General features: G+C 46.4%; 13 protein-coding genes and 3 pseudogenes. 5 read left to right on the top strand and 11 right to left on the bottom strand.

The window, feature by feature from the left end; translation table 11 throughout:
• Nucleotides 1-215: 215 nt before the first annotated feature.
• The 4 genes from JNUCC31_RS07480 to JNUCC31_RS07495 all read right to left on the bottom strand — a co-directional run bounded on the left by JNUCC31_RS07480 (nt 216) and on the right by JNUCC31_RS07495 (nt 3,591).
• Complete coding sequence (locus JNUCC31_RS07480; RefSeq protein ID WP_076287766.1) at nt 216-1,283, bottom strand: AI-2E family transporter; 1,068 nt, start codon at nt 1,281-1,283, stop codon at nt 216-218.
• Between the two features lie 250 nt (nt 1,284-1,533).
• A complete protein-coding gene (locus tag JNUCC31_RS07485) occupies nt 1,534-1,743 on the bottom strand; it encodes a hypothetical protein (protein ID WP_024633070.1) in 210 nt (69 codons plus the stop codon).
• A 10-nt stretch (nt 1,744-1,753) separates the two neighbouring features.
• A complete protein-coding gene (locus JNUCC31_RS07490) occupies nt 1,754-2,275 on the bottom strand; it encodes a PRC-barrel domain-containing protein (protein ID WP_192270153.1) in 522 nt (173 codons plus the stop codon).
• Between the two features lie 164 nt (nt 2,276-2,439).
• Complete coding sequence (locus JNUCC31_RS07495; RefSeq protein ID WP_192270155.1) at nt 2,440-3,591, bottom strand: cysteine desulfurase family protein; 1,152 nt, start codon at nt 3,589-3,591, stop codon at nt 2,440-2,442.
• 124 nt (nt 3,592-3,715) lie between these two features.
• Here JNUCC31_RS07495 and JNUCC31_RS07500 point away from each other — a divergent pair, with 124 nt between their 5' ends.
• Nucleotides 3,716-4,174, top strand: a complete 459-nt coding sequence (locus tag JNUCC31_RS07500) for a hypothetical protein (protein WP_192270157.1) — start codon at nt 3,716-3,718, stop codon at nt 4,172-4,174.
• A 195-nt stretch (nt 4,175-4,369) separates the two neighbouring features.
• Here JNUCC31_RS07500 and cymR read toward each other — a convergent pair whose 3' ends face one another.
• Nucleotides 4,370-4,789, bottom strand: coding sequence for a cysteine metabolism transcriptional regulator CymR (gene cymR / locus JNUCC31_RS07505; RefSeq protein WP_062325025.1), 420 nt, complete (start codon nt 4,787-4,789; stop codon nt 4,370-4,372).
• A 325-nt stretch (nt 4,790-5,114) separates the two neighbouring features.
• On the opposite strand from cymR, the gene mnmA reads away from it, so the two are divergent.
• A complete protein-coding gene (gene mnmA, locus JNUCC31_RS07510) occupies nt 5,115-6,239 on the top strand; it encodes a tRNA 2-thiouridine(34) synthase MnmA (protein WP_064635858.1) in 1,125 nt (374 codons plus the stop codon).
• A gap of 141 nt (nt 6,240-6,380) precedes the next feature.
• Here mnmA and crcB (JNUCC31_RS07515) read toward each other — a convergent pair whose 3' ends face one another.
• The 3 genes and pseudogenes from crcB (JNUCC31_RS07515) to JNUCC31_RS07525 form a co-directional block, all read right to left on the bottom strand.
• Nucleotides 6,381-6,740 (bottom strand): fluoride efflux transporter CrcB, encoded by a 360-nt coding sequence (gene crcB / locus JNUCC31_RS07515; protein ID WP_192270159.1) that lies wholly within the window; start codon nt 6,738-6,740, stop codon nt 6,381-6,383.
• Nucleotides 6,737-7,138, bottom strand: coding sequence for a fluoride efflux transporter CrcB (crcB, locus tag JNUCC31_RS07520; protein ID WP_192270162.1), 402 nt, complete (start codon nt 7,136-7,138; stop codon nt 6,737-6,739). The genes crcB (JNUCC31_RS07515) and crcB (JNUCC31_RS07520) overlap by 4 nt, the downstream gene beginning before the upstream one ends.
• A 28-nt stretch (nt 7,139-7,166) precedes the next feature.
• Nucleotides 7,167-7,469, bottom strand: a pseudogene (locus JNUCC31_RS07525) (AAA family ATPase); the annotation flags it as partial.
• A gap of 111 nt (nt 7,470-7,580) precedes the next feature.
• Between JNUCC31_RS07525 and JNUCC31_RS07530 the strand changes: the two are divergent.
• Nucleotides 7,581-8,541: pseudogene (locus tag JNUCC31_RS07530) on the top strand (IS30 family transposase).
• Between the two features lie 564 nt (nt 8,542-9,105).
• On the opposite strand, the gene JNUCC31_RS07535 reads toward JNUCC31_RS07530, so the two are convergent.
• The 3 genes from JNUCC31_RS07535 to JNUCC31_RS07545 form a co-directional block, all read right to left on the bottom strand.
• Nucleotides 9,106-10,470 carry a sensor histidine kinase gene (locus JNUCC31_RS07535; protein ID WP_192270164.1) on the bottom strand — a complete coding sequence of 455 codons (1,365 nt, stop codon included), beginning with the start codon at nt 10,468-10,470 and terminating at the stop codon, nt 9,106-9,108.
• A complete protein-coding gene (locus JNUCC31_RS07540) occupies nt 10,467-11,165 on the bottom strand; it encodes a response regulator transcription factor (protein WP_192270166.1) in 699 nt (232 codons plus the stop codon). Before JNUCC31_RS07540 ends, JNUCC31_RS07535 begins: the two co-directional genes overlap by 4 nt.
• 116 nt (nt 11,166-11,281) lie before the next feature.
• Nucleotides 11,282-11,782, bottom strand: coding sequence for a PepSY domain-containing protein (locus JNUCC31_RS07545; protein WP_192270168.1), 501 nt, complete (start codon nt 11,780-11,782; stop codon nt 11,282-11,284).
• Between the two features lie 674 nt (nt 11,783-12,456).
• Here JNUCC31_RS07545 and JNUCC31_RS33170 point away from each other — a divergent pair.
• Nucleotides 12,457-12,606, top strand: a complete 150-nt coding sequence (locus JNUCC31_RS33170) for a hypothetical protein (protein WP_228469566.1) — start codon at nt 12,457-12,459, stop codon at nt 12,604-12,606.
• Nucleotides 12,607-12,999: 393 nt separating this feature from the next.
• Nucleotides 13,000-13,730, top strand: a pseudogene (locus JNUCC31_RS33905) (YheC/YheD family protein).
• Nucleotides 13,731-13,819: the final 89 nt, after the last annotated feature.

Genomic DNA, 13,819 nt, shown 5'->3' on the forward strand with positions numbered 1-13,819 from the left:
ACTCCGAAATCAGCTTTCCGCCGCTTCAACTTTCAAGACTCTTCCAGCCATCGGACTCAGACTACATCTGATCCGAAGAAGTCTATTCTCTGAGGAAAGGAACCCTCGGCGTACTTCATTTCATCATCGATTTATTGTTCTACACATACCCCTCCATTATATCGATATGCCTATATGGTGTCAACGCACCCATTTGTACCAGACTGTTGCTATGATCAGTCCGTTCTTCGTTTGATGTAATAGGCAAAAAAGTGCTGCACAATGACTTTCAGAACAGCAAAGACTGGCACTGCCAGAATGAGACCTACTATGCCCGCCAGTTCGCCTCCCACAAGGAGCGCGAAGATAATCGACAACGGATGCAAATGCAGCGTCCGCCCTACCACTTGAGGGGAGATGACGTTGCTCTCCAGCACCTGGCACAGTGTGTTCACAATGACAACGAAGAGCACCATTTTGAACGATACCGTAGAAGCCATCACCACCGCAGGAGCTGCTCCCAGAAACGGGCCAAGATAAGGCACGATGTTAAATACAGCGACAATGCTGGCGAGCAGCAGTGCATAAGGCATATCAATGACGATGTAACCGATATACGCAAAGATGCCCACAATCACACAGACGATAAATTGTCCTCGAATATAGTTTCCCAAGGCCGTATCTATCTCTTTCATCACCGAAACAATGGCCTTACGCCGTGAGCGGGGCAGGTACGCCACAATCGTACGCTCGAATACCTCAAAATCTTTTAACATATAGAAAATGAGAAATGGCACGATAAACACGTTGAACAATACATTAATGGTTGTCCCGATATTATCCATCAGCTTCGTGATCCCTTGGGTCAGCCGATCCTCCATCTGGAAAAACCAGCTGTTCATACCTGTGCGCACACTTGGCGGCATTAATTTGTGATCCATATTGTTCATCAGACTCTGGGCACGCATCGACAGCTCAGGCATATGCTCGTTCAGTTCCTCCAACTGTTCAATCAACACCGGAATGACATTCATCAGGATGACCCCGATACAGGTGAGGAAAAAAGCATAGATTAACAGCACGGCAATGGTTCGAGGGACTTTGCGCCCTCCCAGCATGCTTACAATCGGATTGAGCACATAGGATATGATGAGGGCCACAATAAAAGGTGCCAGCACTGTTTTCAGAAATCCATATATATGAAGCAGCAATGGCCTCAGCAGCCAGATAAAATATAGAATAATCAATCCGAGTAGCAGCCAGATGGCATAACGGAACAGCTTGTTCTTGGTTAATTGCTCCACTTGTATCTCTCCCTTTTGGACTGGCTCTGAAAGTCAGTATATGTAAGGAAGGGAATATTTATTAACGTATTAAAAAAGCGCCCCCTTCATGATGAAGGAGACGCATCTTGTGATCCCGGGTAGCATATATTCATACAAGTCCCTTGAACCACTATGTAACCGCAGCTATATACATCTGTCATCATTTCATGACAGCATTCAATGACAATCTTTGTCATGAAACCGCATATAGAAGAAGTTATGCTGCTTATTAAGAAGAAGCATGCAGATGTGGGAAGTCTTGCGGCAGCTCTTCCCCGAAGAACAGATCATCAAGGGAACTGAGCGTGCCGTCTTCCTCTACTTGGTACACGGACATTTTCTCACCGTTCACTGTTAGTTCGATAAAGCATCCCCAGCAATAAAACTGGTGGGAACCGATTTTCCCAATATCTTTCGAACTACAATTTGGACATTTCATATTCATTCACCTATCCATTAACAGAATGAATGGCATTTTCCAAGCGTTGTTCACTCAGCGGCGGCACCATAATGGCACTTTCCCCGATGGACATATCGCTTGTACATGGCAGCCATTTGCGGCCCTCAATCAAATCGGACACAAAACCGTCCGTAATTTCAATCCCTATTATTGTATTTCCCAACTCCTGGTCAAAATAAACATCGGAGACACGTCCAAGCAGCAAACCTTCTTCGGTGAGCACGGACATCTCCTTTAATTTAGACTGGCCGAGGAGGTACGTGTGTTTTATGTCGTCGGCTTCCGCCTTGCGGACAGCCTGTTGATTACGGATCATGACGGCATCTTCGCCGTAGGCAACGATATCTTGCCACTGCACGATTTTGACATGACTGGTAAACAGGCCTTTGTTTTCAAGTTCAATGCCTTCAATTTTCCAATCGTCATTCACAATGAAATCCTGGATTTTACCGACCTGCTTCCCATCTTCAACATCAAAAACGGCAAGTCCGATCATTTCCTGAAGCTTCATCGCAGGGTCCCCCTCATCTTCTTATCATTAAATAGCCGCGGCGCTATTGCTAGGTATGCCCAATGTTGATGAGTGGCAATCAGACGCCGATCATCAAAACCGCTTCTATCCAACCGATGAAATGGAACTTCTTCCCTCCTTCTGTTCCATGTGCACAGAGCCCCTTAGGCTCTATTACGCAGTCGCCCCAGAATGGTTCCAATTTTTTCGGCGGTTATCATGATTTCTTCCGTAGTATTACCCAATCCCCAGCTAAAACGAATCGCGGAATGCAAAAATGTATCTGGCAGATTCATCGCTTTCAGCACATGGGATACTTCGAGGGAACCGGAAGTACATGCCGAACCGCTCGCAACTGCGATGCCTTCCATGTCCAGATTCATGAGCATCGTCTCCGTGGATACTTCCGGAAAGCTAATGTTCAGGATATTGGGTAGTGTATATTCCGGATGTCCGTTGACGTGAAAATGCTCCGCTCCTACCTGTTTCTCCAGTTGTTCCAGCAGCAATGATCGCAATGCCAGATCATGTTCACGGCGCGCCTCCGCTTGTTCTCCTGATAATTTCAACGCCTCCGCAAATCCAGCTATACCCGCTATATTCTCGGTACCGGCCCGTCGCTGCCGTTCCTGAAGGCCACCATGAGATCTCGCTTCCAGCACAATTCCGCGCCGCACATATAATACACCCACGCCTTGAGGGCCATTGATTTTATGAGCAGAGAAGCTAATCAGATCCACAGGCAGTTCTTTGCATGAAATGTCCTGGATTCCAAGAGCCTGAACTGCATCGGTATGAAACAAAATATCATGTTGACGAGCCAGTTCACCAATTTCGCGGATCGGCTGAATCGTGCCCACTTCATTATTGGCATACATCATCGTGATCAGCACTGTATCCGGCCGAATGGCATCTTTCAGCTCTTCCAGACGTATTCTTCCGTATTCATCTACAGGCAAATAGGTCACGTCATAGCCTTGGCGCTCCAGCTCCTGACACGTATGCAGTACAGCATGATGTTCAATGGCTGTTGTAATGATATGTCGTCCCTTTTCTTTTCTCGCTGAAACTGCACCAAATATCGCTAAATTGTCGCTTTCCGTGCCACCTCCGGTGAATACGAGCTCATCCGGGAAACAACCCAAAGACGCCGCAATGGCATCCCTTGCTCCACTGACGGTCCGTTTGGCTTCCCTCCCAAAGGCATGGATGCTCGATGCATTGCCATATTGTCCTGTCATCACTTTCATCATCGCTTCCGCGACTTGTGGATGCATAGGTGTCGATGCGGCGTGATCCAAATATATTCTTTTCATTGATTTCACCCCGTTATATGTTGGACTTCTATCTTTTCATGATGTAATTGAAAATTTAAACAACTGCTATTGTGTCGCATCTTCGTGTATAATGTTTAATATCCATTAAAAAGGAGAGATCGGCATGAGTGATCAGGTCCTCAGTCAAATTCTGAATCAGCTTCAGCAAATGGACAAGCGTTTCGACAACATCGATGGCCGTCTTGAGAAGATCGAAGACAGGCTCGACACCATGGACGGTAGGCTCAATACCATGGACGGTAGGCTCGATACCATGGACGGTAGGCTCGATACCATGGACGGTAGGCTCGATACCATGGACGGTAGGCTCGATACCATGGACGGTAGACTTGATACCATGGATAGCAGACTTAACGTCATCGAGGAACAAACCAAAAACATTCCACTGCTGCAGCAGGCCGTTATGGAGACACTGGAAGTTACTAAACGTCTTGAAACTTCACAATTCTCTTATGAACGTAAAACAACTGCTGAATTGAATACGCATGAGCACAGCATTGATATTTTGAACCGTCGTCAATTGCGTATGGAAGCAGATATTGAAGCACTTAAACGTTGTTAGATTCTCGAACTTCCGACTACATCGATCCAGAGGCACCTCGAAAACTGGTGCTTTCTTTAGTCCCTGGTTACATAGATCGTGTTCATTCCAGGTTATCGTAGAAGTGGAAGAATCATATTGCAGCTTGTTTCATGGCTAAAGCCCCCATTTATGGGGGCTTTAGTGTGTCGTTCGTGATGCTCATCATCAACTATGTTAAATATAGAACATGTAGGAATCTTTTTGTTCCTGATCCTGGAATGTAATCAGATCCTTCAGCGTTGTTGAATCCAATACTTCTGCAATGCTGTCACGGATACGCAACCACAAGTCGCGCTTCGCAGGATCATCTTCCTCTGTGAAATCCACTGGAGAGATTGGGCCTTCCAGTACACGAATAACATCCCCTGCCGTTACAGTAGCAGGATCACCTGCCAGAATGTAACCGCCGTAGGCGCCACGGATACTTTTGACCAGTCCTGCATTACGCAGGGGAGCAATCAATTGCTCCAGATAATGCTCCGAGAGCTGGTTGCGCTCAGCAATACTTTTCAAAGATGTAGGGCCTTCGCCTATTCTGGCTGCCAGCTCCATCATGATTGTGAGGCCATAACGGCCTTTTGTCGATATTTTCAAAGGAGTCACCTCTTTCCATTTTCGAAAAAAACAAGTTGTAAACTATTAAATAACAGGATGTGGCACAAGACTGCTTTCCATGAATCCGCCACAGCGGGATATGAAAAATACAGACCTAGTCCCATTAATCCTCCGTATTCCGATCATAACCCTCAGCTAATGTTAACATATCTGCATGCTTTATGGAAAAGAAAGATTGACAATATTCCAAAAATGTACGCCTGGAGTGGACACTATCCAAAGTTGGCCGGGTGTATCGTAACTTGAGTCCGGTTATGCTAGAATAAGAAACGAAACACATTTATATAGAGAAATGGTGATAACGATGTCCAAAACAATTGAAAATACACGGGTCGTCGTTGGCATGTCCGGAGGTGTCGATTCTTCCGTCACCGCACTGTTGCTAAAAGAGCAGGGTTACGATGTCATCGGCATTTTCATGAAAAACTGGGATGACACGGACGAGTTCGGTCACTGTACCGCTGAAGAAGATTCAGAGGACGTACGCCGGGTTTGCGAACAGATCGGCATTCCTTACTACACTGTCAACTTCGAGAAAGAGTACTTTGATAAAGTATTTTCCTATTTCCTTGATGAATATAAGTCGGGTCGGACTCCGAATCCAGATGTCATGTGTAATCGTGAGATCAAATTCGGCGAATTCCTGAACAAAGCACTGGATCTCGGCGCTGACTATGTGGCTACAGGCCACTATGCTCGCCTCATTGAAGAAGATGGAACGTTCAAACTGCTGCGGGGTGTGGACAGTAACAAAGACCAAACCTACTTCCTCAATGCACTGAATCAGAACCAGCTGTCCAAAGCCATGTTCCCGATTGGTCATCTTCCAAAACCGGAAGTGCGCAAGATTGCAGAAGCGGCTGGCCTCTACACCGCGAAGAAAAAAGATAGCACAGGTGTGTGCTTCATCGGTGAGCGCAACTTCAAAGAGTTCCTGAGCAACTATCTTCCTGCCAAAGGCGGAGACATGGTTGATATTGCAACCGGAGAAGTGAAGGGCCGTCATGACGGTCTGATGTACTATACGCTTGGACAACGTCAGGGTCTCGGCATTGGCGGTTCCGGTAATGGTGAACCCTGGTTCGTGGCAGACAAGGATCTGGAGAAAAATCAACTGCTTGTCGTTCAAGGCGACGCACATGCAAGCCTGTATTCAACCGGTCTGACTGCAACAGGTGTAAACTGGATCGCAGGTGCAGCACACATGCCTAACGTACCATTCCGTTGTACCGCCAAATTCCGCTATCGTCAGCCGGATCAGGGTGTAACCCTGACATGGCAGGAAGATGGCAGTGTGGATGTACAGTTTGACCAACAGCAAAAAGCGATCACGCCTGGTCAAGCCGTTGTGTTTTATGATGGAGATGTATGTCTCGGCGGCGGAACGATCGATCAGGTTCAAAAAGTGCCTGTACCTGCGCTGCAATAGATTCAATATCAGAAATGAATCCATCCCCGTATGGATTTTGCACAATACCTTGTATTCCTATAACAAAAGCCATCTTTCATGTATACCATGACGGATGGCTTTTTTCCTTCTTTTTCCTGCAAAAAAAATAATTATTTTCACTTATGCAGCCAGCCACACTCCTGCAAAAGAGGCCGCAACCCCCATCAGTACCGAACTTGTGACGTATATAACTGCTCTGAAGTAACGTTCCTGCCCCATCAGACCAAGGGTTTCATATCCAAACGTTGAGAATGTGGTATACGCTCCGCAAAATCCTGTCCCCCAGATTACCCAGACTTCGTCCGGGATTGAAGCTGACTGATGCCAGCCATAGAGCAATCCAAGTAACAGAGAACCACTGATATTAATGACCCATGTCCCCCATGGGAAGGCCGATCCAAGCGAACCGGATATCCATCGCCCCAAACTGTAGCGAAGCACTGCACCAAGCATCCCTGCAAAACCGATCCAGATGATCATGGTGCAGCACCATTCTGCGTCGGTTTACCCAGCATTCGCTGTCCAACCTTAATCCCCAATGCACACAGTAATAACCCTGCGAGTAGACTCACAACGAGGTATATAACAGCCTTACCCCACATTCCTCCTTCAGATAAACGGACCATATCGAGAGTAAAGGTGGAGAATGTGGTGAATGCCCCAGTAAACCCCGTTCCAATCGCAAGGCGAAGTTGAGGCGTTATTTTGCCGGGAACAGCTATGGTGAAAAACCAACCCAAAAACAGGCTCCCGATCGCATTGATCAGCAGCACTGCCCAAGGGAAGCCTTCATTGGCTGCTGGCATCCATAACTGTATCCCATATCGGCATAACGTACCCAAAATTCCGCCGATTCCAATATAGAATACTTCTTTCATTGTTCAAGCATCTCCCGGGTTATCGATCTTACAGCTCTCTGCGCCGCTGCTGGTTTAGACGAATCTTGGATTCATTGCCTTGTTCCGTTGCTTCATAGAAAATGCGGCGTGAGAGCTGTTTCGGTAAATATTCCTGTTTCACATAATGGCCCGGATAATTGTGCGGGTACTGGTAGCCTTCATGTCCCAGCTTCACTGCACCGGAATAATGGGTATCCCTCAGATGAAGAGGTACCTCAGCCGACTTCACCTCATCGATGGCATTCATCGCTTTGGAGATCGCAGTGTACACCGCATTGGACTTCGGACTTTCAACAGCAAAGAGGATTGACGGATTGTAATATGAAGTGCGACACCTACTGGAAATAAATAAAAAAGGGCTCATGGCCGGATCGTGTAGAATGAAGGTTCCTACACCACATTCACACAAGGAGAATCCACCATGAGCTACACACATCTTAGCATAATTGAGCGCAGCAAGCTAGAAATCCTCCATCGGCAAGGTCAAAGTTCAAGAGCCATCGCAAAAGAATTAGGAAGGCATCCTTCGACGATTTGTCGTGAATTGGATCGTGCTACTTCATCGAAAGCCTACCATGCAGAGCAGGCTCAGAGCGCTTATGAGGAGCGTCGTAAAACTTCGATCTCACTGGGTAAATGGTCCGATAGCTATTTCCATGGAGGAAAAACTGCTGGCAACGTGGTCTCCGGAGCAAATCACGGAACGTTTTCGCACCAAGGCCTGCCGTCGGTCTCCTTTAAAACCATCTACCGCTCGCTCTACGCCGGGCATCTGGTTCGAGGCACGTTACAGGTCCTTCGGCACAAAGGAAAGCGTCAGAAACCCGCAGAAACTCGCGGTAAATTCGCTATCGGCAGATCGATTTCGGATCGCCCCAAAGAGGTTCTTGCCCGTAAAACGTTGGGCACTGGGAACTGGATACCGTCGTATCGGGTCGTGGGAAAAGTAAAGGTTGCGTAGCCACGCTCATTGAACGCAAAACCCGTCTGTATACGACCATTCTCATGCCTGATCGCACCGCTTTGTCCATGGAAAATGCGCTTGGTGTAGCCATCTCACAATATCCCACAGGTACTTTCCTTACAGCTACGGCTGACCGGGGAAAGGAGTTTGCATGCTATACCAATCTGGAAACAAGCCATGACCTGCACGTTATTTTGCTGATCCATATTCGTCTTGGCAACACGGTTCCAATGAAAATGCGAATAGCTTGCTTCGAGAGTTTTTCCCGAAAGGCATCGATCTCGCTCAAGTGGAGGATGAAGATCTCGCCGGTTCACTAGATCTAATTAACCACAGATCAAGAAAATGCTTGGGTTGGAGAACCGCTCACGAATCTTTCACAGAGGTACTGTCGCACTTGGTTTGCCAATCTGTCTAATGAAAAAACAACTTGTGATTACTTGCTTAGCTATAACCCTTGCCTTGAGCTTCGGATTTTACCAATCCTTTGCTCTAGAAACAGATGAACGTCAAGTAGAATCGAGTCCTTCACAAGTGATATCAAGGAACATAGATGAACGCTCCGATCAAACTAATTTGAAATATGGGCAGCCACTTCCCGGAACCCTCCATATATCATATGTTCCGAAAGGAGGTATTTTTTGTCCTCAGATTAGTCATTGAGACTATTAAGCTCTGAGCAACAATCAGTAATCTATTTCGGAGGGCAAGAGATTGCAGATATTTCGCCCCGGCTCAGTTGCTCCTCTAAAGCAATCGGGCCGCCTTTTAATATTCCTCCGGCAGTAAATGTGGTCGTGCCCCGGTCATGCTCAGTGATGACCCAAAATTTCACTCCGCTTTTTAGGCCCGATTTATTTCCAGGCTACGTCAACAAATCATCCTTAAAAGCATCCATTCAACAACATGCATCAATTTGACTTTATTCCCATTAGTTGAACCCTTTACTAAAAAACGCTTTCCAGCCGAAGGTGACGATCGTTCAGCCCGCATCTTCCTGCTCCACAGGCAGATGCAAGATAACCTCCGTGCCCGCGCCAACTGCGCTTTCTATACGGATCTTCCCATGGTGCTCGCTTACGATCGATTGAGCGATCGGCAGACCCAGTCCGGTCCCCCCCGTCTTACGATTTCTAGAGGAATCGACGCGGAAAAAGCGTTCGAAGACATTTTCGATATCCTCATGCGCAATGCCGATCCCATAATCTTTGACCCTTATAATGGCATTCGCCGCCTCCTTCGTTACATGGATGTCGATGGATCTTTCACTGTATTTCAACGCATTGTCGATGAGAATGAGCAAGAGCTGTTTCACCTTGGACAGATCCGCTTCGATCTCTATTTCCCGGCAGTCCGAATGAAGACGGATATCATGCTTATGAAGCTGCTTGGCCAGCGAAGATACTTGCCTGCAGCAGGCCACCAGATCAAATTTCTCAAAGACGATATTTTCGTTCTTTTGGGAGGAGGCAAGGTCCAGTAATTGCCGTGTCATCTTCCTCAATTGCTTGGATTCCTCATAAATCGCCTCGACGGACTCACTCTGGATTTTCTGATCGCGCGTCCCCCAGCGCCGAAGCATATTGGCATATCCTTCAATAATCGTGATCGTCGTATTTAACTCATGCGACGCGTCGGAGACGAATTGCTGCTGTTTATGAAAGTTTTCCTCCAAACGCTCCATCATCCGATTGAACGTTTCCGTCATATGAAAGAGTTCGTCGTTTGATCGGCCTTGCGTCGGAATTTTTTTAAATACCAGGTTGCTTTCGATTTCTTTCATCGTAATGATGCTATCCGTGATCGGCTTAAACAGCGTTCTCGACAGAATTAGCGCCCCGCCAACGCTGAGCATGACTGCGCCGAGCGTCGCGAAGAACAGAATTATCACCAGCAGGTTTATATTGGATTCGAGGGTCTCCATTTTCTCTGCAATCTCCAGGACACCAATGATCTTGTTGTCAGACTGTATCGGGATTCGAACGACTAATATTTTCTGATCGTTGATAACGAGCAGCCTGGAATCGTTCATGGAAGAAATAACGATTTGATTAAAATCGATGTCCGGTTCTTGTTGATAAACTTGAACGATCTTCAAATCCGGCGTGAATACCCGGATCGCCGAATCTTCGGGCAGATAGCTCAAGATTTGGCCGTTTTGATTCTTGTCCAGTATAACAGAAGGTCCGATTTTCTCGATAATCTGCTCCGACTTGTTGCGCAGCAATTCGATCTCGTTGCGCGTGGCCATTTGAATAAATAAGAAATAGATGCCGATATCTACGCAGAGCAAGATGAGAATGACCAATATGGAAGTGAGTAGCGTGAATTTGGTTCGAAGCTTCAACTGTCCTCCTCCCTGACGCAGAAGCCCACTCCGCGTATCGTATGGATAAGGTTAACATCAAAATCATGGTCGATCTTCTTGCGAATGTATCGGATATAAACGTCGATGACGTTCGTTTCTCCTTCAAAGTCATATCCCCAGACATGGTTCATGATCTGTTCCCTGCTCAGGACATGGTGTTTATTCTCCAACAAGAACAAGAACAGATCGTACTCTTTGGGCGTAAGATCGATCCTTTTTCCTTCGCGGTTAATTTCCCGAGTCATTTTGTTCAACGTAAGATTATCGATCTGCAGTAATTTTGCCGGTTCCTTCACCTCCGGCTCTACGGAGCGATTGCGCATCGTCGCCCTCATCCTGGCGAGCAGCTCTTCGATCTCGAATGGTTTAGTCACATAATCGTTGGCTCCCTGGTCGAGCCCCGATATTTTATCCGGCGTCGTATTCCTCGCGGTCACGACGATGACCGGCGTATGTATATCGATCTTCCTTAATCTTCGCAATACCTCGATTCCATTCAATTCGGGCAGCATAATATCAAGGAGAATAAGCCCCCATGCCTTCGACAGCGCCTGCTCCAAGCCTTCTTTCCCGTTATCGGCTATCGTCACCGCATAGCCTTCATAGGTCAGTTCCAATTCGAGAAGCCGAGCGATTTTAGGCTCATCCTCGACGATTAACACGTCTTTGTTCATCGTGAATCCCCCTCCCGTCTTTTTATTATACGTAAAAACCGCTTCCACCAAACAGATCTATCCCGGCAAAACGGACAAAAAGCCTAAGCTTTCGCTTAGGCCCATCGGAAGTCGGTTCAGTCGTTTTCGGGAATGACCTTCCCCGTCGTGGCGTCTACCGTAACCTCATGCTGTGTTCCCGCAGCGTCTTTGATCGTAACGGTATAGGCGGCTACGCCGTTTTCCGTCTCCAACTGCACGTCGGACACCGTTCCTGCCGTTTGCTTCAAGGCTGCATCAATACTCTGTTGCTTCGTGATAGAAGCCGCTTGCGCGCCATCGTCGTTTACTTCTTTATCGTTATCCTGCTTGTCCTGCGCACCGTCGTCGTTTACTTCTTTATCGTTGTCCTGTTTGTCCTGCGCGCCATCGTCGTTTACTTCTTTATCGTTGTCCTGTTTGTCCTGCGCGCCATCGTCGTTTACTTCTTTATCGTTGTCCTGTTTGTCCTGCGCGCCATCGTCGTTTACTTCTTTATCGTTGTCTTGCTGGGTTTGAGCTTTTTGGGCTGGCGTTGCCGAAGCGGAAGCTGCAGCATCCGAAGCTGCATTCGTGGAAGGCAATAAGGCCGCTCCCATGATTCCTCCTCCAGTAATAGCAACAGCAAGCGCACCGACCATCAGTTTCTTGTTCATTGTGAATTCCTCCTTCAAATTTAACTACAGTCTATATTGTAGGCCACGTACTTTAGAAGATAAGGTGAGTTATATTAGAATTTAATGAGGGAAACTCCTATGCCACCAAATTTCGGCCTCCGGTCAATAAGAGTTCTATTTTAATTTTAATAAACGAAGAAATACTATTGGCACGCAAGCGCCGCATGCAGGCATAGCAAGGGATGGAAAAAAAGATGTGTTATGCTTGGTTCGGGTGATACGACACCAAAAAAACACACTTTGGAAGGCCGTTATACCTTAAAGGCTAATCGTTTCAGCAAGATATTGATCGGGGCGGAATTAAGTCTGACGCTCGGATGGTCAGTAAACTCACCGATCTTTGCAAGCTCGTATTCGACATAAGCCGCCAGCGCTTTTGTCGCGGACAACGTCATTGTCACGATCAAACAGTTTCTAGTCGTCTCTAAAGTAATTGCTTTTGAGTTAAATAAGCGATGCACAGCGGTACGACCCTAACCAGGCAATTTACGTAAACGAACGGAAAAATGGGTTGGTTTTAGGGCTATGGAACAATTCATGCGATCCAGAATTTGTTTTACCAAAGGTCTCGCTTCACTTCTTAATATTCGCAATCAATGTCTGCCCAAAAGTTTACTTTAGAGAGCCCTTACCTTAGTGAAGATCAATATACCAAGCTGGTTGAAATTCCGCCGCTAACCGAAATAACGCAGCCGATTACCGGTCATGTGCTGTCTCATTGGGCTTGCGTGGGAAAGTCCGATTAAAATAGGTATCCCCTAATACGATACGCAGCTTATATGCATTTTAATTAACGATTGGAACTATGATTAGCGTTCCTTAGTTAATGCGGAGTATGTCATTCTGCAACAACCTCAAAAGTTTTTTTGCTGACAGAATATTTGCCCTCTCATCTCCATGAACACCTGCTGTTACCATTACCTTGCTTACTTTTGAGCTACCTCTGATGACGTAATATGAGGTTTTGAACTTAGTGGCTTTCGCTAAAAATCGTTCTTGTATATCTAAATTGAAATCCCCCCAGTTATACTACAGTACGTTCCAGCTTAAGTTTAAGAAACGGACAGGAGCTCGGAGCCAAAATGACCCAAGGCACATATTCTGGTTATGGTTATGAACTCCGGAAGGTGGGGATGAATATGGGAGGCTATGCGACTATATATAATGTAAGCAAATCCTTGCTTCACAACGAGGAACTTCGCCGGAATGTTCCCGAGACAAGGATGTATAGTAAGTCGGTTTTAAAGACAATGTTAGATAAGTACAACATGGTTTATGTCAAGCCTAATAGCGGAACCGGCGGCAAGGGTGTTATGAGGGTGGAAAAGCTGGGACAAGGTAGCTATAAATACCAACTGGAAAAGTCGGCTAGAACCTTCAACTCCTTCGATAGGCTGATTCAATCCATTAGCAATGAGACCAAAAATTGTCCTTACGCTGTTCAACGCGGAATTAATTTATTACGACATAGCGGTCACCACTTTGATCTGAGGATCATGGTACAGAAAAATCCCGAGAGAAAGTGGGAAACGACCGGTATCATTGGTCGTTTAGGACATCCCAAAAAATCATAACGAATGTATGCAAAGGGGGCCGTTCCAAGCCGGTTGAGCTTTTATTAAAAGAGCATGTAGCAAACATTGCCGAATACACAAATAAGTTGAGAAACTTAGGGTGCCAGGCTACCATGCAGTTAAACGAAAGGTTTCCTAAAATTAGAGAGATTGGCCTGGATGTCGGCATAGACCAAAATCTACATCCGTGGATTTTGGAAGCGAATCCCCAGCCCGCAATTTATGGATTTAAAACGTTGGATAAGCGTATATATCAAAAAATGTGTCGTTATCAAAGAGCGTACGGCCGGCGTTAATCAGTCGATGTAGTTTTAAGCCCTTCCCTGCAATGAAGAATTCTCATACTATACACCATCTTGTATGATTCAGATGAGTCGGGGATGGT

This window comes from Paenibacillus sp. JNUCC-31 (genome assembly GCF_014844075.1).
In the GTDB taxonomy this organism is placed as follows: Bacteria; Bacillota; Bacilli; order Paenibacillales; family Paenibacillaceae; genus Paenibacillus.

Excerpts from the sequence above, each read along its gene's own strand:
- JNUCC31_RS07485 (WP_024633070.1), bottom strand. The coding sequence starts at position 1,743 with ATGAAATGTCCAAATTGTAGTTCGAAAGATATTGGGAAAATCGGTTCC.
- JNUCC31_RS07490 (WP_192270153.1), bottom strand. The coding sequence starts at position 2,275 with ATGAAGCTTCAGGAAATGATCGGACTTGCCGTTTTTGATGTTGAAGAT.
- JNUCC31_RS07495 (WP_192270155.1), bottom strand. The coding sequence starts at position 3,591 with ATGAAAAGAATATATTTGGATCACGCCGCATCGACACCTATGCATCCA.
- JNUCC31_RS07500 (WP_192270157.1), top strand. The coding sequence starts at position 3,716 with ATGAGTGATCAGGTCCTCAGTCAAATTCTGAATCAGCTTCAGCAAATG.
- mnmA (WP_064635858.1), top strand. The coding sequence starts at position 5,115 with ATGTCCAAAACAATTGAAAATACACGGGTCGTCGTTGGCATGTCCGGA.
- crcB (WP_192270159.1), bottom strand. The coding sequence starts at position 6,740 with ATGATCATCTGGATCGGTTTTGCAGGGATGCTTGGTGCAGTGCTTCGC.
- crcB (WP_192270162.1), bottom strand. The coding sequence starts at position 7,138 with ATGAAAGAAGTATTCTATATTGGAATCGGCGGAATTTTGGGTACGTTA.
- JNUCC31_RS07540 (WP_192270166.1), bottom strand. The coding sequence starts at position 11,165 with ATGAACAAAGACGTGTTAATCGTCGAGGATGAGCCTAAAATCGCTCGG.
- JNUCC31_RS07545 (WP_192270168.1), bottom strand. The coding sequence starts at position 11,782 with ATGGGAGCGGCCTTATTGCCTTCCACGAATGCAGCTTCGGATGCTGCA.
- JNUCC31_RS33170 (WP_228469566.1), top strand. The coding sequence starts at position 12,457 with ATGTCTGCCCAAAAGTTTACTTTAGAGAGCCCTTACCTTAGTGAAGAT.